This window comes from Acidovorax sp. HMWF018 (genome assembly GCF_003061035.1).
Lineage (GTDB): Bacteria > Pseudomonadota > Gammaproteobacteria > Burkholderiales > Burkholderiaceae_C > Acidovorax > Acidovorax delafieldii.
Genome location: NZ_QAIM01000369.1, coordinates 18,418 through 40,438 on the forward strand (window position 1 = coordinate 18,418; position 22,021 = coordinate 40,438).

Annotated in this window: 24 protein-coding genes; 12 read left to right on the forward strand and 12 right to left on the reverse strand. The window is 66.4% G+C overall.

The features are described from left to right. The first annotated feature begins 21 nt into the window (after positions 1 to 21). Both DBR23_RS14245 and DBR23_RS14250 read left to right on the forward strand, forming a co-directional pair. Positions 22 to 744 (forward strand): ComF family protein, encoded by a 723-nt coding sequence (locus DBR23_RS14245; RefSeq protein WP_108498688.1) that lies wholly within the window; start codon positions 22 to 24, stop codon positions 742 to 744. A 116-nt stretch (positions 745 to 860) separates the two neighbouring features. Further along, positions 861 to 1,388, forward strand: a complete 528-nt coding sequence (locus DBR23_RS14250; protein WP_056066014.1) for a tRNA (cytidine(34)-2'-O)-methyltransferase — start codon at positions 861 to 863, stop codon at positions 1,386 to 1,388. Here DBR23_RS14250 and DBR23_RS14255 read toward each other — a convergent pair. From DBR23_RS14255 to DBR23_RS14270, 4 genes are all read right to left on the reverse strand, one after another. After that, positions 1,381 to 2,322: a LysR family transcriptional regulator gene (locus DBR23_RS14255; RefSeq protein WP_108498689.1), complete on the reverse strand. Its 942-nt coding sequence runs from the start codon at positions 2,320 to 2,322 to the stop codon at positions 1,381 to 1,383. The two genes, DBR23_RS14250 and DBR23_RS14255, sit on opposite strands and share 8 nt — an antisense overlap. A 32-nt stretch (positions 2,323 to 2,354) precedes the next feature. Continuing rightward, positions 2,355 to 2,819 (reverse strand): MaoC family dehydratase, encoded by a 465-nt coding sequence (locus DBR23_RS14260; RefSeq protein WP_056066019.1) that lies wholly within the window; start codon positions 2,817 to 2,819, stop codon positions 2,355 to 2,357. Positions 2,820 to 2,915: 96 nt separating this feature from the next. Continuing rightward, a complete protein-coding gene (locus DBR23_RS14265; protein WP_056066024.1) occupies positions 2,916 to 3,533 on the reverse strand; it encodes a ParA family protein in 618 nt (205 codons plus the stop codon). Positions 3,534 to 3,662: 129 nt separating this feature from the next. Beyond that, entirely contained in the window at positions 3,663 to 4,301 is a 639-nt protein-coding gene (locus tag DBR23_RS14270) for a LysE family translocator (RefSeq protein ID WP_056066027.1), read from the reverse strand. 257 nt (positions 4,302 to 4,558) lie between these two features. Here DBR23_RS14270 and kefC point away from each other — a divergent pair, with 257 nt between their 5' ends. Then, the gene (gene kefC / locus DBR23_RS14275) at positions 4,559 to 6,469 is read left to right on the forward strand and encodes a glutathione-regulated potassium-efflux system protein KefC (protein WP_056746816.1); all 1,911 of its coding nucleotides are present in this window, start codon (positions 4,559 to 4,561) and stop codon (positions 6,467 to 6,469) included. Positions 6,470 to 6,598: 129 nt separating this feature from the next. Here the strand turns inward: kefC and DBR23_RS14280 are convergent, their stop codons facing one another. Next, positions 6,599 to 6,904 carry a hypothetical protein gene (locus DBR23_RS14280; RefSeq protein ID WP_158276461.1) on the reverse strand — a complete coding sequence of 102 codons (306 nt, stop codon included), beginning with the start codon at positions 6,902 to 6,904 and terminating at the stop codon, positions 6,599 to 6,601. Positions 6,905 to 7,255: 351 nt separating this feature from the next. Here DBR23_RS14280 and DBR23_RS14285 point away from each other — a divergent pair, with 351 nt between their 5' ends. From DBR23_RS14285 to DBR23_RS14315, 7 genes are all read left to right on the forward strand, one after another. Continuing rightward, on the forward strand, positions 7,256 to 9,454 hold the full coding sequence (locus DBR23_RS14285; protein WP_108498690.1) for a TonB-dependent siderophore receptor: 2,199 nt from the start codon (positions 7,256 to 7,258) through the stop codon (positions 9,452 to 9,454). Between the two features lie 31 nt (positions 9,455 to 9,485). After that, positions 9,486 to 10,637, forward strand: coding sequence for a PepSY domain-containing protein (locus DBR23_RS14290; RefSeq protein WP_108498691.1), 1,152 nt, complete (start codon positions 9,486 to 9,488; stop codon positions 10,635 to 10,637). A gap of 110 nt (positions 10,638 to 10,747) precedes the next feature. After that, positions 10,748 to 11,602: a hypothetical protein gene (locus DBR23_RS14295; RefSeq protein WP_108498692.1), complete on the forward strand. Its 855-nt coding sequence runs from the start codon at positions 10,748 to 10,750 to the stop codon at positions 11,600 to 11,602. After that, positions 11,599 to 11,946, forward strand: coding sequence for a hypothetical protein (locus tag DBR23_RS14300; protein ID WP_108498693.1), 348 nt, complete (start codon positions 11,599 to 11,601; stop codon positions 11,944 to 11,946). The genes DBR23_RS14295 and DBR23_RS14300 overlap by 4 nt, the downstream gene beginning before the upstream one ends. A 129-nt stretch (positions 11,947 to 12,075) precedes the next feature. Beyond that, on the forward strand, positions 12,076 to 12,723 hold the full coding sequence (locus DBR23_RS14305) for a trimeric intracellular cation channel family protein (RefSeq protein WP_108498694.1): 648 nt from the start codon (positions 12,076 to 12,078) through the stop codon (positions 12,721 to 12,723). Between the two features lie 105 nt (positions 12,724 to 12,828). Next, positions 12,829 to 13,515 (forward strand): transglutaminase family protein, encoded by a 687-nt coding sequence (locus DBR23_RS14310; protein WP_108498695.1) that lies wholly within the window; start codon positions 12,829 to 12,831, stop codon positions 13,513 to 13,515. Beyond that, positions 13,515 to 13,976 carry a PaaI family thioesterase gene (locus tag DBR23_RS14315; protein ID WP_108498696.1) on the forward strand — a complete coding sequence of 154 codons (462 nt, stop codon included), beginning with the start codon at positions 13,515 to 13,517 and terminating at the stop codon, positions 13,974 to 13,976. The genes DBR23_RS14310 and DBR23_RS14315 overlap by 1 nt, the downstream gene beginning before the upstream one ends. 356 nt (positions 13,977 to 14,332) lie before the next feature. Here DBR23_RS14315 and DBR23_RS14325 read toward each other — a convergent pair whose 3' ends face one another. Continuing rightward, positions 14,333 to 15,217, reverse strand: a complete 885-nt coding sequence (locus tag DBR23_RS14325; RefSeq protein ID WP_108498698.1) for a LysR family transcriptional regulator — start codon at positions 15,215 to 15,217, stop codon at positions 14,333 to 14,335. Between the two features lie 132 nt (positions 15,218 to 15,349). On the opposite strand from DBR23_RS14325, the gene DBR23_RS14330 reads away from it, so the two are divergent. Then, positions 15,350 to 15,952, forward strand: coding sequence for a short chain dehydrogenase (locus tag DBR23_RS14330; protein WP_108498705.1), 603 nt, complete (start codon positions 15,350 to 15,352; stop codon positions 15,950 to 15,952). A 99-nt stretch (positions 15,953 to 16,051) separates the two neighbouring features. Here DBR23_RS14330 and DBR23_RS14335 read toward each other — a convergent pair whose 3' ends face one another. From DBR23_RS14335 to DBR23_RS14355, 5 genes are all read right to left on the reverse strand, one after another. Further along, positions 16,052 to 17,056 carry a tripartite tricarboxylate transporter substrate binding protein gene (locus tag DBR23_RS14335; RefSeq protein WP_108498699.1) on the reverse strand — a complete coding sequence of 335 codons (1,005 nt, stop codon included), beginning with the start codon at positions 17,054 to 17,056 and terminating at the stop codon, positions 16,052 to 16,054. Positions 17,057 to 17,219: 163 nt separating this feature from the next. Further along, a complete protein-coding gene (locus DBR23_RS14340) occupies positions 17,220 to 17,963 on the reverse strand; it encodes an SDR family NAD(P)-dependent oxidoreductase (protein WP_108498700.1) in 744 nt (247 codons plus the stop codon). Further along, positions 17,960 to 19,171 carry a 3-oxoadipyl-CoA thiolase gene (gene pcaF, locus DBR23_RS14345; protein WP_108498701.1) on the reverse strand — a complete coding sequence of 404 codons (1,212 nt, stop codon included), beginning with the start codon at positions 19,169 to 19,171 and terminating at the stop codon, positions 17,960 to 17,962. Before pcaF ends, DBR23_RS14340 begins: the two co-directional genes overlap by 4 nt. 36 nt (positions 19,172 to 19,207) lie before the next feature. Then, a complete protein-coding gene (locus tag DBR23_RS14350; RefSeq protein ID WP_108498702.1) occupies positions 19,208 to 19,858 on the reverse strand; it encodes a 3-oxoacid CoA-transferase subunit B in 651 nt (216 codons plus the stop codon). A gap of 29 nt (positions 19,859 to 19,887) precedes the next feature. Continuing rightward, positions 19,888 to 20,589, reverse strand: a complete 702-nt coding sequence (locus tag DBR23_RS14355; protein WP_099729378.1) for a 3-oxoacid CoA-transferase subunit A — start codon at positions 20,587 to 20,589, stop codon at positions 19,888 to 19,890. Positions 20,590 to 20,680: 91 nt separating this feature from the next. Between DBR23_RS14355 and DBR23_RS14360 the strand changes: the two genes are divergently transcribed. Further along, a complete protein-coding gene (locus DBR23_RS14360; protein WP_108498703.1) occupies positions 20,681 to 21,481 on the forward strand; it encodes an IclR family transcriptional regulator C-terminal domain-containing protein in 801 nt (266 codons plus the stop codon). A 139-nt stretch (positions 21,482 to 21,620) separates the two neighbouring features. Here the strand turns inward: DBR23_RS14360 and DBR23_RS14365 are convergent, their stop codons facing one another. Further along, positions 21,621 to 21,842, reverse strand: coding sequence for a hypothetical protein (locus DBR23_RS14365; protein WP_199170782.1), 222 nt, complete (start codon positions 21,840 to 21,842; stop codon positions 21,621 to 21,623). Positions 21,843 to 22,021 lie beyond the last annotated feature (179 nt).

Here is a 22,021-nt window from a genome sequence, read left to right on the forward strand (position 1 = left end):
GACGCGCGAGTATATTGATTCATGCTCTTTTTGGGTTTGCCAGGGATTTCACGCCGCCTCCACGCCTGGGTGGACAAAGTGCCCAGCCAGTGCGCCGTGTGCCACGCATGGCCATCGCAGCGTGTCTGCAACGCCTGCGTGATGCGGTTCGCCCAGCCCGCCACGCGTTGCCGGCGATGTGCACTTCGGGTACCCGCAGGGGTTGACGTTTGCGGCGCCTGCCTGCAGAACCCGCCCAGCTTCGACGCCTGCATTGCCGCCGTGGACTACGCCTACCCCTGGACCGACGCCCTGACGCAGTTCAAGTTTCGCGGCGATCCGGGGTGGGCCAGGGCCTTGGCCACCCTCATGCGCAGCACACCCTGGATGGAGCCGGCGCTGGACGCGGCCGACCGGGTACTGGCGGTTCCCCTGTCCACCGAGCGCCTGCGCGAGCGGGGCTTCAACCAGGCGGCCCTGCTGGCGAGGCAGCTGGCTGGTGCCAAGGCAGACGGCCACACGCTGTTGCGCCTGCACGCCACCGAGGCACAAAGCGGCCTGCCCAGGGCGCAGCGGCTGCGCAACCTGCGTGGCGCCTTCGCCGTTGAACCCGCCCACGCAGCCAGCCTGCGCGGCCAGCGGGTGGTACTGATCGACGACGTGATGACCACGGGCGCCACCCTGCATGCTGCTACGTTGGCACTGCGCGAGGCGGGTGTCGCGCACGTCACAGCCGCTGTGCTGGCGCGCACGGAGCTGAACTGAAAAGCACCAGACAGGTAGCGAACAGGAACCGAGGAGGTAGTGCACACCTACCAAAGGGATACTTTTGATTACGAGCGGTTGCTCAACTCACAGGTCCAACGATGACAATGGCGGTCATGTTCCATATCGTCCTCGTCGAACCCGAGATCCCGCCCAACACCGGCAACGTGATTCGCTTGGCGGCCAACACCGGGTGTTCGCTGCACTTGATCGAGCCCCTGGGGTTCTCGATGGAAGACCGCCAGATGCGGCGGGCAGGGCTGGATTACCACGAATACGCCAGCGTGCAGGTCCATGCGGGCTGGACGGCCTTTCTGCGAGACACCCAGCCGGACCCGACCCGCATGTTTGCGATGACCACGCATGGCTCACAACCCGTGCACTCCACGTGCTTCCTGCCCGGCGACTGGATGGTGTTTGGCGCTGAAACGCGGGGACTCCCCCCAGAGTTGCGCGAGAGCTTCCCCCCGGCGCAGCGCCTGCGCCTGCCCATGGTGCCGGGTCAGCGCAGCCTCAATTTGTCCAACGCGGTGGCGGTGACCGTGTTCGAGGCCTGGCGCCAGAACAGCTTTGCCATGCCCGACGGGCAGGTCATGGTCGAGCCCGAGGGCACGATCATCAGCGGGTTCGCGCAACTCAACTGAGCTGGCCGGACTTTTCCGCCATGGCGCGGGGCACATGTTCGGTCAGGAAGTCCAGAAACACCCGCGTGCGCGCGGGCAGCATGCGGCCCGAGGGCAGCGCCGCATAGATCGTGTAGCGCGAAAAGATCCAGCCGGGCAGGATGTGGACCAGTTCGCCGCGGGCCAGGTGCTCCTCGGCCAGCAGGCGCGACGTGACAGCCACGCCCGCCCCGTCCACTGCGGCACGCATCAGCAGCTCGGTGCTGACGGACTGCAACACCGCCGGTGCGTCCACTTCTTCGTCCGGCACGTCTGCCCGCAGCGACTGCAGGCGCAGCTTGCGGCCGGGCCCTGACTGCAGGCGCACAGGCGCGCTCGAGTCGCGCAGATAGTCATGGTGCACCAAGTCTTGCGGCTCACGCGGAATGCCCCGGCGCTCCAGGTAGTCGGGGGACGCCACCACGATCGCCTCCCCCTGCACCAGGGGGCGCGCGACGATGTTGGCGTCAAAGTCCTCGCCCGCCACCATGATGGTCACATCGAACTCATCCACTCGGCTGGAGGCATAGGCGTCCATGCTGATGTCCAGCATGAGCTTGGGATAGTAGGCATGCCACACCGCCACCAGGGGTGCCAGAAAGTTGGTGGCGAGCACTGGTGCCGCCACGATGCGGATGGTGCCGCGCAGATCGCGCGTGCTGGCAGCGGCAGCGGCCTCGGCATCATCGATCTCGTGCAGGATGGCGCGCACCCGCTGCAGGTACGACTCTCCCGCGTCGGTCAGCGCCAGCTTGCGGGTGGTGCGTTGCAGCAGGCGCGTGCCCAGGTGCTGCTCCAGCTCGGCCACCATGCGGGTGACCACGGGGGGCGACATGTCCATGGCGCGGGCAGCGGCGGCAAAGCCGCCCTCTTCCACCACGCGCTCGAAAATTTTCATGGCTTGCAGGCGGTCCATGGTTCAGACCTCCTGCCCGATGACGACCCGACTCAGGCCGGGGCGCCGAAGTTGCGCGCCAGCGATTCCGCCACGCACACCGGCTTGTCGCTGCCCTCGCGCTCCACGGTCACCAGCCAAGTCATCTGCATGCCATCGGGCGCCACGGGCTCGGCAGCCTGCAGCGTGAGACGCGCCCGCAAGCGGCTGCCCACCGGCACCGGCGCGGTGAAACGCACCTTGTTCAGCCCGTAGTTGACGCCCATGCGCGCACCCTCGATGGTCAGGCCCGTCTCGAAGAACTGCGGAATCAGCGACAGCGTGAGAAACCCATGCGCAATGGGCGCGCCAAACGGCCCGGCCTTGGCACGCTCGGGGTCCACATGGATCCACTGGTGGTCGCCCGTGGCCTGGGCAAACAGGTTGACCTGTTCCTGCGTGATGGTGATCCAGTCGGTCACGGCGACCTCCTGGCCCACGCAGGCGCTGACTTCGGAATAAGAGCGGAAGATTTTCATCGTTGCAATGTAGCCCTGCGCTCCGGCGCGCCTTGTCTGCCGGGTGACAGGTGTTTTCCCGAGGGATTGGATGTACGTCGTGCTTCACGCTGTCCTTCAAGAATTGAGCCACGTGCAGATCCCTTGCCACTGCTCCAGGTCGCGTGCCACGCGGCCAGGGGCCACGTCAAACAGCGTGAGGCCGTGTGCTGCCAGGTGGATGTAGTTCTGCGTGTCACGCAGATAGCCCAGCACCGGAAACCCCAGGCTGTCCACAAAATGATGCAGTTGCTCGGCCGCCTTGGTGCGCGCATCCACCCGCATGCCGACGATGCCCACGGGCACCCCGGCGGCGTGGCGGTGCTCGGCCAGCTGGTCCAGAAAGGCCCGCGTGGCAAAGATGTCGAACACGCTGGGCTGCAGCGGCACGATGACCTTGTCAGCCAGCTTGAGCACATCGTTCAGGCGCCAGCCGTGCAGGCCGGCGGGCGTGTCGAGTACCGCGTGGGTGGTGCCCTTGGGCGGGCGGCTGATGACGTCCGAGCTGGTGTCCCAGCTGCCGATGGGGCGCGCAGCGGGCGGGCGCAGGCCCAGCCACAGTCGGGCGGACTCCTGCCGGTCGGTGTCGCCCAGAATCACGGGATGCCCCTGGCTGGCAAAGTAGCCCGCGATGTTGGTGGACAGCGTGGACTTGCCCACTCCGCCCTTCGGGTTGGCGACAACAACTACTGGCATGACAAGCTCCTTGGAATCTGCAGGTCCATGAAAATACAAGCCAAATCAGCCTCAAGCGCAATATTCATATGCGCTAGCAGCTATCAAATCAGAAGCACCCTCTGACACCCCAGCGGTGCCACAGCCGCCTCAGGCGTGCTGGCCGCCGCGCTTGACGAAGAACAGCCCCGCCCCCACCGCCATCAGCAAACCGCCAAAAACGCGGTTCTGCGCCCGCACGGCCCGCGCACTGCGCATCAGGCGGCGCAGCGCGCTCGCCCCCGCAGCGTAGCCGTGCATGACCACCACGTCCACCGTCACCGTGGTGGCGGCCATCACCAGCAGCTGTGTCCACAGCGGGCGCGTGTCGGTCATGAACTGGGGCAGCACGGCCACCATGAAGATGATGCCCTTGGGGTTGGTGGCGTTGGTCAGAAAGCCGGTCAGGCAGCGTTTTTGCCAGGTGCCCGCCGACTCGGTCTCATCACCTTGTACCGGCGATTTATCACCAGCACGCCACTGGCAGAAGCCCACATAGATCAGATAGCAGGCGCCCAGCACCTTGACGATGCTGAACGCCACCTCGGACGCCAGCAGCAGCGAGCCCACGCCCGCCCCGGCAATCAGCAAAATCAGCAACAGCCCCAGCTGCAGGCCCAGGATGGTGGCGCCCGTCTTGCGCACACCGAACGACAGACCATGGCTCATCGACAACACAGCCCCCGAGCCCGGCGACACCGCAATCAGGCACGACGCCGCAAAAAAAGCCAGCCAAGTCTGCAAATCCATGGGTCACCGTGCCTGTGTGCGAAGAAGGGCCCGCATCTTAGCAACGCGGGGCTCCATGCACCATGATCTGCATAAAAACAGGCTCAGGCGCCAGATAATCATGCCTTAATAGCTATCAAATAAATAGCGCCATAGATCCAACCCACGGCACCCAACCCAACGACTTGCAGCGGTGCCAGAATCTGCCACACCCGCCCCGCACCTCGGGGGCGCGGTGTTCTGCCTCCCCACGACGACCCCCAAGCGCACGCCCATCCATGGAACACGCCCCCACCTGGCTCACCTACGGTTTCCTGTACCTCACCGCCGCCGTGCTGGCCGTGCCCATTGCCAAGGCGCTGGGCCTCGGCGCCATCATTGGCTACCTGGCAGCGGGCATCGCCATCGGGCCCTGGGGCCTGGGGCTGGTGAGCAACGTGCAGGACATCCTGCACTTCGCCGAGTTCGGCGTGGTGCTCATGCTGTTCCTGGTCGGGCTGGAGCTGCAACCCAGCCGCCTGTGGGCCCTGCGCCGCCCCATCTTTGGCACCGGCACCGCCCAGGTGCTGGGTTGCGCGGCGGTGCTGTTCGCGCTGGGTGCGCTGGCCGGCCTGCCCTGGCGCGTGAGCCTGGTGGGCGCGCTGGGCCTGGCGCTGTCGTCCACCGCCATTGCGCTGCAATCACTGGCCGAGCGCAACCTGATGCGCACACAAAGCGGCCAGGCCGGCTTCTCGATCCTGCTGTTCCAGGACGTGGCGGCCATCCCCATCCTGGCCCTGCTGCCCGTGCTGGGCGCGGCCGCCGGTGAAGGCGCAGGCCACACCCCGGGCGAGATGGTGCTGGAGGTGCTGAAGATCGTCGGCGTGATCGCCGCCATCATCCTCGGCGGGCGCCTGCTGCTGCGCCCCGTGCTGCGCTGGATCGCCAAGAGCAACACCCCCGAGATCTTCACTGCCGCCGCGCTACTGCTGGTGGTGGGCATTGCGTACCTGATGGTGCTGGTGGGCCTGTCGATGGCGCTGGGCGCCTTCCTCGCCGGCGTGCTGCTGGCCGACAGCGAATACCGCCGCGAGCTGGAGGCCGACATCGAGCCCTTCAAGGGCCTGCTGCTCGGGCTGTTCTTCATCGCCGTGGGCATGAGCATCGACTTCGGCGTGATCCTGCGCTCGCCCGGGCTCATGGCCGCCATCCTGGTCGGCTTTCTGGCCGCCAAGGCCGTGGTCATCTACGCCCTGGCCAAGGTGGTCGAGATTCCCTACCAGGAGCGCCCTGTCTTCACCCTGCTGCTGGCCCAGGGTGGCGAGTTTGCGTTTGTGGTGTTCCAGGCCGCGGCCGGCGCCAACGTGTTCCCGGCCGAGACTGCCTCGCTGCTGATTGGGGCCGTGGCGCTGTCGATGCTGATCAGCCCGCTGTTGCTGGTGCTGCTGGACCGGGTGCTGCTGCGCCGCTATGCCCAGCTCAAGACCGCCACGCCCCAGGCCGAGGAAATCTCCGAGCCCCAAGAGGCGCCCATCATCATCGCGGGCTTCGGCCGCTACGGGCAGATCGTCTCGCGCGTGCTGCTGGCCCAGGGCATCCCCACCACCGTGCTGGACCACAGCGTGGACATGCTGGAGGTGGCGCGCACCTTTGGCTACCGCGTGTTCTACGGCGACGCCACGCGGCTCGACCTGCTGCGCATCGCCGGGGCCGAACACGCACGCATCCTGGTGGTGGCCGTGGACGATGCCGAGCAGTCCCTGCAGATCGCCAAGCTGGCGCGCGAACACTTCCCGCACCTGCAGGTCGTGGCCCGCGCGCGCGATGTGACGCATTGGAACAAGCTGCGCGACCTGGGTGTGACGCTGGTGCAGCGCGAGCTGTTCGAGTCCAGCCTGCAAAGCGCCCACACCGTGCTGGAGCTGATGGGCCTGCCACCCGCGCAAGCCACCGCCATCACCCAGCGTTTTCGCACCCACAACATCGCGCTGGCCGACCGCATGTACCCGCACCACAAGGACCGCGCCAAGTTCATCGCCGTGGCACGCGAAGGCCGCAACCAGTTTGCGGAGCAGATGGCGCGTGAGCGGCAGGAGAGTGCGGCGCTGGGTGCGGCCGCTGGTGCATACCCGGGCTACGGCGCAACGGAGGATGGCCCTGGCGGGGACGCCCCCTTGAACACCAGTACCTCCGACAAAAACAAACCTTAGCGCTTATCTTTATTGCCCACATTGCTATTTATTCAATAGCATCGAACAGCACCCCAGGAAAGTAGCCAACGCTATCGACGCAGGGCTGCGCGCCCTTGTGGACTCAGTGCTTGCCCTCAACGCAGCCCGCTACCGCCGGCACAGTGGGGCGGCCTCATGGACCCGGCTGTATCCGAACACAGGGCTCAATGAAATACAGCCCGCCCCGGCATCACCGCTCGGCACCCAGGCAACGATGTCGGAGCTGCCCGGCGCTTGCTTCACAAACTCGCGCATGCGGCCATGCTCGTAGGACGCGTTGGCAGGCGATTCACAAAAGAGCTTCGTGCTCGTGTACCGCCGTCCTTCCAAGACATAAGAAAACTGCACGTCTGGTACGCCCACCCGGTTGCCTCCTCGGGGGTGCTGCCGGGGCACCACGGAGGTGAAGGTCACGGGAACGGTGTAGAAGTTGCACGCAGGTGGAGGGCCGTCGTGGAACAGCATCATGGCCGTGACCCACAGCAAGGGGCCCAGGACAAGGGTCAGTCCCAGGACTGCAGCAAAGCGTCTCACCAGACGTCCTCTCAACGATCAGCAGCCCGGGAGTTTGCCCCAATTCGCCATCCCCAAGAAAGGCTGGCGGCCGGTCGCACGCGACAAAAAGCCGGAGCAAAGGAATGCAGCGTCATCGCCGCAAAAGATAATCATTCGCATTACAATCCATCACCTTCAGCCAGCCAGCGTCCCGGGACATCACGCGAGCCAGTGCACTCCGCGTTTTGCTCACTCTCCAACGGGACATCCATGCCTTTCCAGCCCTCTCGCGCAGCCCTGGCGTCCAGCGCTGCCCGCACTTTGGCGCATGCCATTCCTTCGGTCTGCCAAGCCCGTCTGTTCGCCCTGACACCCCTTGCCCTCTGCCTGGCCCAGGCCGCAATGGCCCAGCAGGCTGACGCACCGGCAGCAGAGGCCGCGGCCTCTGCCCACAGCGTTACCGCCCCCCAGCTCCAAGAAGTCCGCATCAACGCCAGCACCGAAAAAGACATGGGCTTTGCACCCGTGGAGGCCCAAACCGCCAGCAAGGCGCCCATGCGGCGGCTGGAGACGCCGCAGTCGGTCAGCGTGGTCACGCGCGAGCAGATGGAATCGCGGCAGATCACCAACGTGCAGCAAGCGCTGCAGACCGTGGCGGGGGTCAGCCCGGTCAACTTTGGGCGCCGGGGGTTTGACGATCTGAATATCCGGGGCTTTCGCTCCACCGAGTCCATCCTGGTCGATGGCCTGGTGCAAAGCCCGGGCATGTGGGCCAAGCTGCAGCCTTATGGCTACGAGCGCTTCGAGGTGCTCAAGGGCTCGGCCTCGGTGCTCTACGGGCAGGTGCAGCCGGGCGGCATCGTCAATGCGGTGAGCAAGCGGCCCAAGAAGGAGGCGATCAACGAGGTGGGTGTGGAAGTGGGCAGCTTTGGTCAGCGCACGCTGCAGGCCGACATCAACCGGCCCTTGTCCGAATCCGGCAAGACGGCGCTGCGCATCAACGCACAGGTGTCCAACGCCGACGACCCCACGCAGTTCGTCTACCGCAAGGACCGGTGGTTTGCGCCGTCGCTGTCCATCGACCTGGGCGCGCAGACCGACCTGGTGCTGTTTGCCACCTACAGCCAGAGCGAGTGGATGCGCCAGCAGGGCATCACGCCGTACGGCACGGTGCTACCCAACCGCAATGGCACGTTGTCACGCACGATGTTCACGGGCGACCCGAGCTTCGGTGTGTATGACGTGGAAAGCACCACGGTGGGCTATGCGTTGGAGCATCGCCTGTCGGATGCCATGACCTTCCGCCAGAACGTGCGCTACGAAACCGAGAAGGGCACGGGCAACTTTGTCTCCAACCAGGCGCTGCAGGCCAACCAGCGGCTGCAGAACCGCCAGGCCTCGCGCCAGTACATGGACTACGACCTGCTGGCCACCGACACCTCGCTGCTGTCGCGCTTTGAAGCGCTGGGCGTGAAGCACCAGTTGGTAACCGGCCTCGATGCGCGCAGCGGCACCAGCCTGCTGGCCAGCCGCACCTGCCGCATCGGTGCGCTGGACCTGTTTGCGCCCGTGTACGGCATGCAGGCCACCTGCCCCGAGGCGCTGACCAGCGATGCGCCTTCCAAGCTCACCGTGGCAGGCCTGTACGCGCAGGACCAGATCAAGTTCGGCCAGGGCTGGACGGCCCTGGTAGGCCTGCGCCGCGACTGGTCCACCAACGACACCAACAACCGCGTGGCCAACACGCAGACGCGCCAGAAGGACAACGCCACCACGTTGTCGGCCGGCCTGGTGTACGAGTTCAAGCCGGGCTGGGCCGCGTATGGCAGCTATGGCGAGTCCTTCCTGCCCCAGTCGGGCCTGACATTTGGTGGATCGACCTTTGTGCCCGAAACCGGCAAGCAGTGGGAGGCGGGCGTGAAGTACGAGGCCCCCGGTGGCCAGATCACCGGCGCGATCGCCGTGTTCGACCTGGTGCGCCAGAACGTGACCACCGCCGACCCGGTGAACACGGGCTTCAGCGTGCAGACCGGCGAGCAGCGCGCGCGCGGGCTGGAGCTGGAGCTGGGCGCCGACCTGAAGAACGGCTGGAAGATCACCAGCGCCTACACCTACACACAAAGCAAGGTCACGCGCGATAACAACGCGGCGATTGTGGGCCTGCCGCTCAACCTCACGCCGCGCCACACGCTCACGGCCTGGGCCACCTACAAACTGCCGCAGTACCAGCGGGTGACGCTGGGCCTGGGCGGACGTTATGTGAGCGAGCAGATCGGCTCGTACCCCTTCACGCTGCCGTCGTACTTTGTGGCCGATGCGTCCGTCAGCTACATGGGCGAGAACTACCGCGTGACGGCGGGCGTGAAGAACGTGTTCAACAAGGCGTACTACGACGGCGCGATCAACGCCAACGTGGTCTCGCCTGCATTACCCCGCAGCTTCAGCCTGGGTGTGACGTACTTCTTCTGACGCAGCGTCCCCACTACATCGCCCACACGCCATGACCAGCCAGCGCACGCTCAACCGCCTCTTCACCCTGCACTCCTGGGCCGGCATCGTCACGGGGTTGCTGCTGTTCATCGTGTGCTTTTCGGGCGCGGTGGTGGTGTTCAAGAACGAGATCGACCTCTGGGCCAACCCTTCACTGGCCAAGCTGCCACGCTCTGAAAAACCGGCCTCGCTCGACGCGGTGCTCACGCAGCTGCAGACCCGCTACCCGGGCGCCACGGTGGAGACCATTGCGCTGCCGGATGCCGTCAACCCCAGCTACTTCGCGTTCGTGCGCGAGCGCGGCGCGCCTGCCAACACCCGCACCAAGGTGGCCTTGCGCTCCGACACCGGCACGGTGGTGGGCCCGGTGGACAGCCAGCTCGGCCAGTACCTGCGCATGCTGCATGTGTTTTTGTTCTTCGGGCCGCGGTGGATCGTGGGCTTTCTGGGCGCGGCCATGCTGGTGCTCATCGTCACAGGCATCGTCATCCACCGCAAGATCCTGGCCGAGCTCTTCACGCAGCGCTGGGGCCGCAGCTTTCGTGTGGTGATGTCCGACCTGCACAAGTCCGCGGGCATCTGGGGTTTGTTCTTTCATATCCTGATCGCCACGACCGGTGCATGGATGGGCCTGGCGCCGCTGTTCGAGCAGGGCTACAAATACGTCACCACGGCCAGCAGCAGCACCGACGCCACCAAAGCCCCCAAGCCTGCGCGCAAGGCAGCGGGCGATGCCGCAGAGCCCGTGCAGATGCAGTCGCTCGATGCCCTGTACGCCACCGCGCAGCAGGCCGTGCCGGGGCTGGAGGCGCGCTACGTGTCGATGCGCCGCTGGGGCACCGACACGGCCGAGGCCAGCTTCACCGGCAATCTGGACGGCCACCTGGCGAGCACCGCGCGGGTGGACATCAATGCCGCCACCGGCGTGCCGAAGAAGGTGCACGACCCGCGCACGGCAGGCTTCTGGTCGCTGGTCAATGGCTTCATGGAGCCGCTGCACTTTGGCGACTTCGGCGGGCTGGCGCTCAAGTGGCTGTACTTCTTGCTGGGCATGACGCCCGCGTTCCTATCGATCTCAGGCACCTTGATCTGGCTCGACGCGCGCCAGCAACGCCGGCGCGAGGCCGAGGCTGCGGGCGGCGGCATCGCGGCGGTGGGCTGATGGCCATTGAACCGGTCACGACGGGCCTGCCGAAGCGCCGCACCCGGCTCCGACAGGCTCAGCCCGAACGGTACTGAATTCCAGCCCCCCATTCGTTTTTCTCCTTGACCATGCAACGCTTCTTCCTGGCCCTGCACGCCACCACGCCCGCCGCCCTCGTCGTGGCGGTGTTCGTGCATTTGTGGGGGCCCTCCGGCTTGCCCTCGCTAGCGCAGCGGCCGGTGTGGGCGACGTGGGTGCTCATAGGAGTGTGGCTGTTGATGTCGGTCGCGAGCGCGTGGGCGCTGCGCACGCTCGCGCTGTGGCGGGTGGCGCTGGGCGGTGCGGGCGCCATGCTGGTGGTTGCCGGCGTCGTGGGACTGGTGCTGGGCAGCGCACACGCGGTGGGCATGGGCGCCAGCCTGGCCGCCGTGGGCTTGGCGTGCGCTGGCATCGCCGCCTTCATCGGGCCGCAGCGGGTGCAGGCCCACCGGCGCAAGGCAGGGCGACACGCCACGGTGGCCACATCGGGCCCGGCAGCGCACCCTGTCGCCCCACGTTCGCGTTGGCACCCGCGCGGCTGGGGCCGCTTTGTGGTGCCGGCGCATCTGCCCTTCTGGCTGAGCGGCCTGCTGGCCGTGGAGTCTTTCCGCCTGGCCCACATCGTGGCCACCGAACCTGCGCGGTCGTCCGGCATGCTGGGCCTGCTGCTCGCCTTCTTCATCGCCCTGCCCGCCGCCACGCTGCGCCACTGGGCGCCGCGCACCACCGTGCTGCTGTGGGCGCTGGCCGCGCTGGCCTATGGCGGCCTGGCGGCCAAGGCGGGGCTGGTGCAATGGGCGGTGGCGTGTGCACTGTGCGCAGTGGCTGGCAGTGCGCCACTGCTGCTGCGCGCGCAGCGGGCACTGCGCCGGCGGCGGGCGGGCCGCGGCACCCCGCACCCGCAAGCCCCAGCGGCTGACCCACACCCACCGGAGGCTGCATGAACGAACTCACCGGCCTGTGTGCCGCACTCGCATCGCTGATGGCCCTGACCTGCTGGGCGCACAGCGTGTCCACCCGTGCGTGGGGCGATGGCAGTCCGTTACCCCGCCGCGCCTGGGCCGTGGCGCTGGCCACCGTCGTGCTGCAGGTACTGACCGCCACTGCAGCGGCTGGGCTGGCGGCAGGCGTCGCCCTGGTGGTCGCCGCATGGATGGTGCTGGGCTGGCTGCTGGTGCTGGCCATGAACCAGTGGCCCACTGCCAGCCTGCAGTGGGCTCGCCGCCTGGGCGCGCTGGGCGGCGCGGGCTGCGTGCTGGCGCTGGCGTGGCACTTCTTGCACGCCTGAGCCTTCTTTCTTGAATCAAAAACGCCGCTACCGCTTTATGAATAAGCGCTAGCAGCTGCTATTTTTATAGCATCACACCCACACATCGAATGCTGAGCGCCCACCCGGCGTCACGGCACAATCGCGGCCATGGACCAGTTGCTGCTCGACGCCCCCTGGGTGCACACCTTGCGCTTTCTTCTGGAGGTGGCTGCCACCATCGCGTTTGCACTCTCCGGCGTGATCGCCGCTGCGCGCAAGCGGCTCGATGCCGTGGGTGTGTGCGTGCTGGCCTTCGTCGCGGCCTTTGGCGGCGGCACGCTGCGCGACCTGCTGCTGGACCAGCGGCCCTTCTTCTGGATCCGCCACACCGGTTTTGTCTGGGGCATCCTGGCCCTGTGCGTGGGCGCGATGCTGTTCATGCGCCAGCGCCATTTCGAGCCCACCCAGCGCGCCATGCTCGTGCCCGACGCCATCGGCCTCGGCTTGTTCGCTGCGGTGGGAGTCGACATCGCCACCGCCGTCGGCATGGAGCCGATCATTGCCGTGATGATGGGCGTGATCACCGGCGCCTTTGGCGGCGTGCTGCGCGACGTGCTGTGCAACGAGGTGCCCCAGGCCTTCAGCGACCACCGCCCCTATGCGCTGTGCGCGTTTGCGGGCGGCTGGGCCGACGTGGCCCTGCGCCAGATGCAGGCTCCCGACTGGGCGCCGCTGGTGGTCTGCGTGCTGCTCACCGCCGGGCTGCGCGGGCTGGCGGTGTGGCGCAACTGGGAGCTGCCTGCGTGGCGGGTGTGATGGGGGCATCGGCCCCCTCCCGCGCAGGGCTGGCGCGCCTGTGACAGCATCGGGTGCCCGAGGCCCGCACACTGGCCTCCGTCCGACTGCAGGAGACACACAACAATGACCACCGCACCCACGCCCACCCACCTGCGTGCCACGGCCCTCATCGACAGCGACGCACCTTCGATCCAGGCCTTTGCCGCCGAACACGCGCGTGGCGCTACCGACCGCGAACGCGCGGTGGCCCTGTACCTGGCCGTGCGCGATGGTTTCCGCTACGACCCCTACCGCATCGACCTGTCGCCCCAAGGCATGACGGCCAGCACCGTGCTGGCCAACGGCTATGGCTGGTGCGTGCCCAAGGCCGCGCTGCTGACGGCCGCATGCCGTGCGGCGGGCATCCCGGCGCGCATGGGGTTTGCCGATGTGCGCAACCACCTGAGCACCGAGCGCATGCGCGAGACCATGAAGACCGACCTCTTCATCTGGCATGGCTACACCGACATCTGGCTGGACGGGGCCTGGCGCAAGGCCACACCCGCCTTCAACATCGAGCTGTGCGAGCGCTTTGGCCTGCTGCCGCTGGAGTTCGACGGCGAGAACGATTCCATCTACCACCCGTTCGACCAATCGGGCGCACGCCACATGGAATACGTGCACCAGCGCGGCGCGTTTGACGACATGCCGCTCGCGCAGATCGTGGCCGACTTTCGCACGGTGTACGGCGGCTGGCTGCAGGGTGACGCCACCCGCAGCAGCCTGCAGGACGCCAGTTTTGCCAACGACATTGAAAAGGAAGCCCGCTGATGACGCACGCCCCCGAGAACGCCACCACCGCCCCCATCCCCGCAGGTTTTGCGCCGCTGGTGGCCGGGGGCCCTTACATCCAGCACAACGGCCCGCTGTATGTGCTGCACCAGGGCAACGTGGTGAAGTTCGGCTTTCGCGTGGAGCCGCGCCACACCAACCCCATGGGCAACCTGCACGGCGGCATGATGGCCACGTTCTGCGACATGCTGGCGCCGCTGTCGGTGCACCGCAAAAGCGATCAGGTGTCGGACCGCTTCTTGCCCACCATCAGCCTGCAGATCGACTACCTGGCCCCCGCCCCGCTGGGCGCCTGGGTGGAGGGCGAGGCCGAGCCGCTGCGCATCACACGCTCGCTGGTGTTTGCGCAGGGTCTGGTCACCGCCGACGGCGTGCCCTGTGCGCGGGTGAGCGGGGTGTTCAAGATCGGGCCTGAGGTGCCGCCAGCTGCGGTGGAGTAGCCTTCCTGGCTTGCAATACTTGGGTGATGGATAACTTCACGCTCGCGCTTCTGATAGCCGCAGCTTGCGTCTTTGTCGCGGCCTCAATGTGGCGCCGCAACAGGAGCGAGAAGTGGAACGCCTCGTACAGGTGCTACCAATGTGGCGCGTCGCTGCGCGGGGGCTCGAAGACCGTTCGCCTCCGGATGTCGGAGACGGGCCCGGCCGAGGTAGTCGACTTTTGCCATCGCTGCGCGCGGCATAGAGTCCTGTGGGGCTGGCTTGTGACCATCCTTGTGGCTCTCACTATTGCACTGGGATGGTACGTGGCTTCTCAATGAAAGCGTCCGGCACCCAAAGCGCGCATGCGGTCGAGCCTACTCACCCAGCGCCCCCACCACAAACTCCACAAACCGCGCCAGCTTGGGCAGTTGCCGCCGGTCGGGCGCATACACCAGGTGCATCGGGCGCGGCGCAGGCAGGCAGGGCTGCATCACCGGCACCAGCGCGCCGCTCGCCAGGTCGTCGGCCAATAGCACCTCGGGCTGCATGACGAGACCCAGGCCGCGCAGCGCCGCCTGGCGCAGGCCATCGCCCTGGTTGCACACAAAGCGCGCGTTCTCGGGCCAGAAGAAATCCTCGTTGCCGTCGCGCAAGGTCCATTCCACCCGGCGCTGCCACACCGAGTGGCTGAGGCACTGGTGGCGCGCCAGGTCGGCCGCGCGTTCGGGCGTGCCGTGGCGCTGCAGGTACGCGGGTGCTGCGGCAATCACCATGCGGTAGGGGCGCAGCGGGCGCGCCACCAGGCCCTCGTTCACCACCTGGCCAATGCGCACGGCCACGTCAAAGCCCTCGCCTGCCAGGTCCACCACGCTGTCGGTGAGCTGCAGGTCCACACGCACCTGGTCGTGGCGCTGCAGAAAGTCGGCCACCAGCGGCGCGATCACGTGGTTGCCCAGCGTGAAGGGCGCGCTCACCCGCAGCAGGCCCTGCGGCACGGCGCGGCTGCGCTCCACGGCGGACTCGGCCCAACGCACCTGCTCCAGCACACGTTTGCTGTCGTCGTAGAACGCGGCGCCCACCTCGGTCAGGCTGTTCTGGCGCGTGCTGCGCTGGAAAAGGCGCACGCCCAGGTGCGTCTCCAGCTGCTGGATGTGCTTGCCCACCATCACGGCGGAGATCTGCAGCTGGCGCGCGGCAGCGGCAAAGCTGCCAGCCTCCACCACGGCCACCATGACTTCCATATTGCGCAGCTTATCCATGGCAACTCCCTCAATTCCTAATCAATGGTTAGCACAAGCATAACTTGCAGGTACTTTATGTTCCGATTGATTAGCAAAAGAATCGGGTTGTCAGTTCCTCATCAACCCTTTTTGACACCCAAGGAAAACACCATGTCCAAGATTCTTCTCATCGGCGCGAGCGGCACCATCGGCCAGGCCGTGCTGGCCAACCTGGGCGCACGCCACGACGTGATCACCGTAGGCCGCAGCAGCGGCACGCACCGTGCGGACTTCTCGCAGCCAGGGGCGGTCGTAAAGCTTTTCGAGGCGGTGGGCAAAGTCGATGCCATCGTGAGCACCGCAGGCAACCTTCACTTTGGCCCGCTGGCGGAAATGACGGCCGAGCAGTTCAACCTGGGCCTGCAGGACAAATTGCTGGGCCAGGTGCAACTGGCGCTGGTCGGCCAGAAGTATCTGAACGATGGCGGCTCCATCACGCTGACGGCGGGCATCCTGTCGATTGAGCCCATCCGCAACGGCGCCAGCGCCACGGCCGTGAACGCGGCCATCGAAGGCTTTGCGGCTGCAGCCGCCATCGAGCTGCCACGCGGCCTGCGCATCAACGCCATCAGCCCCACGGTGCTGACCGAGTCGATGGGCAGCTACGGGCCGTTCTTCCCGGGGTTCGAGCCGGTGCCTGCCGAGCGCGTGGCGCTGGCCTACCAGCGCAGCGTGGAAGGTGCGCAGACGGGGCGTGTGTACCGGGTGCAGTGATCCCGCCGACCCGAATGTGAAACAAAAATAGCTGCTACCGCCCGATGCATGAGCGGTAGCAGCTATCAATCTGGTAGCTACAAAAAATCTTGGTAGCGCTTAGTCCAGGCTCGCCCCAGACTCCTTCACGACCTTGCCCCATTTGACGGACTCGGCCTGGATGAAGGCAGCAAACTGCTCGGGCGTTTCGCTGTACGTCTCGGCACCCTGCTCGTTGATCTTCTTCTTCACCTCGGCCTGGTTCAGCACCTTCACCAGTGCGGTGTTGAGCTTAGCCAGCACCGGCGCAGGCGTGCCGGCGGGCGCAAACATGCCAAACCACGAGGTGGCTTCATAGCCGGGCACGCCGGCTTCGGCGATGGTCGGCACATTGGGCAGCTCGGGTGAGCGCTTGGCGGTGGTCACGGCAATGGGCACCAGCTTGCCGCTGCGAACATGCTGGATGGCTGAGGGCATGTTGTCGAACATGATGCCGATCTGGTTGCCCAGCAGGTCGGTGACAGCGGGTGCGCTGCCCTTGTAGGGCACGTGCACCATGTCCACCTTGGCGAGACTCTTGAACAGCTCGCCCGACAGATGGATGGAGCTGCCGCTGCCCGACGAACCGAAGTTGAGCTTGCCGGGGTTGGCCTTGGCGTAGGCAATCAACTCGGGCACCGTCTTGAACGGCTGGGCGGGGTTGGCCACCAGCAGGTTCGGCACATTGGCCACGCGGGTCAGCGGCGCGAAGTCCTTCACGGGGTCAAACGGCATCTTCTTGTACAGGCTGGCATTGATGGCGTGCGTGCCCACCGTGCCCATGAACAGCGTGTAGCCGTCCGCGGGGGCCTTGGCAGCCATGGAGCCGCCAATGTTGCCGCCCGCGCCTGCGCGGTTGTCGACGATGACGGACTGGCCGAGTTCGGTGGTCAGCGCCTGGCCGATGATGCGGGCCAGGATGTCGGTGGTGCCGCCTGCCGCAAAGGGCACGACGATGGTGACGGGCTTGCTGGGATAGGCCTGGGCCAGCGCAGCGCTGCTGCCCAGCAGGCCAGCCCCTGCGATAGCGGCGCAGGCAGCGGCCGACAGCGCGAAGCGGCGGGTGGTGTGGATGGAACGGGTCATGGTTTGTCTCCTTCAAGAAGGTGGATGAATGAATGGGTCGGCGCCACCAGTGCTGCGTTGGTCCGCGTCTGGCCGCGCCATGGCCTCAACCGGACGCAGAGGCCTCCGGGCGAGAACGGGGGTGCGCCCCTTGCGGAGCGGCAGGGAAGATCAGTTCAGGTTGCTAAACAGGCGCCACTCCCAGCGTGGTGCCGCCGCACACGTACAGCACCTGCCCGGTCACGAAACCGTTGTCGGGCGAGAGGAAGAACAGCGCTGCGCGCGCCACGTCGTCGGGCGTGCCCATGCGGCCCACGGCAATGCTGTTCAGGATGCGCTGCGTTTGCGGCGCACCGTCGGGGTTGCTCTGGCGGAACAGCTCGGTGGCGATGGGCCCGGGGCCAATCGCGTTGACGGTGATGCCGTCACGCCCCAGCTCCATGGCCAGCGTGCGTGTCATGCCGATCATTCCGGCCTTGGTGGCCGAGTAGACGATGCGCTCACCTTTGCCCAGCGCGGCGCGCGACGACATGTTGACGATGCGGCCCTGCCCGCTGGCGCGCAGCGTGGGCAGGAACGCTTGCACCAGCAGCATGGGCGCGCGCAGGTGCAGGCCCACCACGTCGTCGAGCTGCGCGGTGGTGGCAGTGTCGATGGTGCCGGGGCGCGTGGCGCCCGCGTTGTTCACCAGTGCGGTGACGTTGTGCTTGGCCGCGATCTCGGCCGCGCGTTCGAGGGTCGAGGCTTCATTGGTCAGGTCGCCCTGGTACGAGGTGAGTTGCGGGTGGCTCCAGGTGGGCAGCACGTAGTCCAGGTTGACCACGGCGTGGCCCTGGGACAGAACGGCTTCGGCAATCGCGCGGCCGATGCCGTTGCTGGCACCCGTGATGACAGTGACCGGTGTCGGGTTGCGCTCAATCACGGTCACACGCGCTCCAGGATCACGGCAATGCCCTGGCCCACGCCGATGCACATGGTGCACAGCGCGTACTTCCCGGCGTGTTCGTGCAGGCGGTTGACGGCGGTGGTGACCAGGCGCGCGCCGCTGGCGCCCAGCGGGTGGCCCAGCGCGATGGCGCCGCCCCAGGCGTTCACGCGGGCATCGTCGTCCTTGAGGCCGAGGGCGCGCAGCACGGCCAGGCCCTGTGCGGCAAAGGCTTCGTTCAGTTCGATCACGTCCATGTGGTCGATGGTCAGGCCCGTCTGCGCCAGCACCTTCAGGGTGGCAGGCGTGGGGCCAAAGCCCATGATGCGCGGCGCCACACCGGCCACGGCCATGCCCACCACGCGGGCGCGAGGCTTGAGGCCGTACTTGGCAGCGTTGGCTTCGTCGGCCAGCAGCAGCGCACACGCGCCGTCGTTCACGCCGCTGGCGTTGCCCGCCGTCACCGTGCCATCGGGCCGCACCACACCCTTGAGCTTGGCCAGCGCTTCGATGCTGGTCTCACGCGGGTGCTCGTCCTGGCTCACGATGATCGCGTCGCCCTTCTTTTGCGGGATGAGCACCGGCACGATCTCGCGCGCCAGATGGCCAGCCTTGATGGCGGCCACGGCGTTGAGCTGGCTGCGCAGGGCCATCTGGTCCTGGGCTTCGCGCTCAATCTTGAAGTCGGTGGCCACGTTCTCGGCGGTTTCGGGCATGGAGTCCACACCGTACTTTTCCTTCATCAGCTTGTTGACAAAGCGCCAGCCAATCGTCGTGTCATACACCGCGTTGTTACGGCTGAAGGCCGACTCTGCCTTGGGCATGACGAAGGGGGCACGACTCATGCTCTCCACACCGCCCGCGATCATCAGGCCTGCCTCGCCCGCTTTGATGGCGCGCGCTGCGGTGCCCACGGCATCGAGCCCCGAACCGCACAGGCGGTTGATGGTGGCGCCGGGCACATCGATGGGCAGGCCCGCCAGCAGGCTGCTCATGTGGGCCACGTTGCGGTTGTCTTCACCAGCCTGGTTGGCGCAGCCGTAGAGCACGTCGGTCACGGCCGCCCAGTCCACGCCGGGGTTGCGCTCCATCAGCGCCTTGATGGGGATCGCACCCAGGTCGTCGGTGCGCACGCTGGAGAGCGCGCCGCCGTAGCGGCCAAAGGGGGTGCGGATGGCGTCGCAGATGAAGGCTTGGCGTTGTGTGCTCATGGTTTTGTCTCCTCGTTGCTTGGGGGGTGGATTCGTTCAGGCGGCAGGGCGGATGGGCAGGCCCACCAGTTGCTCCAGCTCAGCGTGCGACAGGCCGGGCACGGTGTCGATGAGCTGCAGCCCGGTGGGCGTGCAGGCCAGTGTGCACAGATCGGTGTAGATGCGCTTCACGCACGCGACACCGGTGAGCGGGTAGGTGCACTGCGTCACGATCTTGCTCGCGCCCTGCTTGGTCAGCAGATCCATCATCACCCAGGTCTGCTTGGCGCCGATGGCCAGGTCCATCGCGCCGCCCACTGCGGGGATGGCGCCGGGCTCGCCCGTGCTCCAGTTGGCCAGGTCGCCCGTGGCGCTGACTTGGAAGGCGCCCAACACGCAGATGTCGAGGTGCCCGCCGCGCATCATCGCGAAGCTATCGGCGTGGTGGAAGTACGCACCGCCAGGCAGCAACGTCACGGGCTGCTTGCCCGCGTTGATCAGATCGTAGTCCTCCAGCCCCGCAGCGGGCGCAGGGCCCATGCCCAGAATGCCGTTTTCGCTTTGCAGGATGACCTCGCGGCCTGCCGGGATGTGGTTGGCGACCAGGGTCGGCTGGCCGATGCCCAGGTTGACGTAGGCACCGCCGTGGATGTCTTGCGCCACGCGTTTCGCCAGCTCGTCTTTACTACGCTTTTGATAGCTGCTCATGCTTGTTCTTTCTGCGCTTGGGGCCGATATCACGCGGATTTTTTGAATCCGCCCGCCTGCGTGGCCGTGCGGTCGATCTTCACCACATGCGTCACATAGATGCCCGGGGTGACGATGGCTTCCGGGTCCAGCGCGCCCAGCTCCACCACCTCGTGCACGGTGGCAATCGTGGTCTTGGCAGCCGTGGCCATCACGGGGCCAAAGTTGCGCGCCGACATGCGGTAGGTGAGGTTGCCCCAGCGGTCGCCCTTCTCGGCCTTGACCAGGGCCACATCGCCGTGGATGGGGTATTCGAGCACGTAGTGTTTGCCATTGATCTCACGCGTTTCCTTGCCCGCAGCCAGTTCGGTGCCATAGGCCGTGGGGCAGAAAAAGGCGCCGATGCCCGCGCCCGCAGCGCGCAGGCGCTCGGCCAGATTGCCCTGGGGCACCAGTTCCAGCTCCAGCTTGCCACTGCGATACAGGTCATCGAACACATAGCTGTCCACCTGGCGCGGAAAGCTGCAGATGATCTTGCGCACCTGGCCCGCCTTGAGCAGCGCGGCCAGGCCCTGGTCGGCATTGCCTGCGTTGTTGTTGACCACCGTGAGGTCCCGCGCACCCTGGGCTATGAGGCCATCGATCAGCTCGCCCGGAATGCCGGCCGTGCCGAACCCGCCTATCAACACCGTGGCACCATCCTTCACCCCCGCAAGGGCCTGGGCCACCGAGTCCGCCAGTTTGTTGATCATTGCAACGCTTTCTTGGTTTCTCTGTTGTCTCTTTTAAATTTGTTCGTATATAGAACAAATGTTCGCTTAAAGAATTATAGTTGGCATACGTATGAATTCCCAAACCCCTGAAGCCAAAGACCCCAAACCGAGCGACAGCTATGTGCAGTCGTTCGCGCGCGGGCTGGAGGTGATCCGCTCGTTCAGCGCTGCCACACCGCAGCAGACCTTGAGTGAAGGCGCCGCGCAGACAGGTCTCACGCGCGCCGGTGCGCGCCGCATCCTGCTCACGCTGCAGACGCTGGGTTATGTGGAGACGGACGGCAAGCTGTTTCGCCTGAGCCCGCGCATTCTGGATTTGGGGTTTGCGTACCTGTCCTCGCTGCCCATCTGGAACCTGGCCGAGCCGGTGATGGAAGACTTGGTGGAACAGGTGCGCGAGTCGTCGTCGGCCGCCGTGCTCGACGGCCTGGACATCGTCTATGTGCTGCGCGTGCCCACGCACAAGATCATGCGCACCACGCTGGGCGTGGGCTCGCGCCTGCCCGCGTGCTGGACGTCCATGGGCCGCATGCTGCTGGCCGGGTTGCCGGACGACGAACTGCAGGCCCGGCTGCAAGGCCACCCCATGCAGCGTTTTACCGAACACACCACCACCGATGAGGATGCACTGCTGGCCCACATACGCCAGGCGCGGCAGCAGGGCTGGTGCCTGGTGAATCAGGAACTGGAAGAGGGTTTGATATCGATTGCTGCGCCGCTGACCAACCGCACGGGGCAGACGGTGGCGGCGCTCAACATCAGCGGTCAGGCCAATCGCACGAGTGCGGCGGTGATGCAGGAGAGCCTGCTGCCCGCACTGCTGAGCGCGGCCCGGACCATCTCGCGCATGATGGGGGCGCCGAGGGGGTGACAGATAACGGCTGTCGGCAACCGGCACCAGAGATCACCCACCGCAACGAGCGGCCGGTGCTAAAGCTCCGATTACCGTCTTACGTGGATAGGGCGAGAACCGGAGCCGCAACACCCGTCACTCGCCACGGTGGATGAAATCAGTTCTTGCGAAAGCCGAGCACCAGCACCACGCCGCCGAGAACCATCGCGCCCAGGCTCAACCATTGGGGGATATTCACGGATTCCTTTTCTTTCACGGTCAACTCCAGCGGACCGATCTTGGCCTGGGTGGTGTCTTTGGTAAAGCTGAACCCTCCGGTCAGAAACCCGGCAAGGCCCACCACCAACAACAGCACACCAACGATTCGCATTGCATTCATGACACTTCTCCCGATGCCGGGTTTGGAGGACTGCAGCAAAGTGGACCCGGCTCCCGACCCTTGCGCCAGCCCAATGTAGGTGCGCCGGCGCGCAGCCCGCGTAGGACGCCGCCCCGGCGCGATGTAGCGGCCGGGCGCAATCCGCATCACCTCCCCCGCCTCCCCTCTGACGCCAGGCC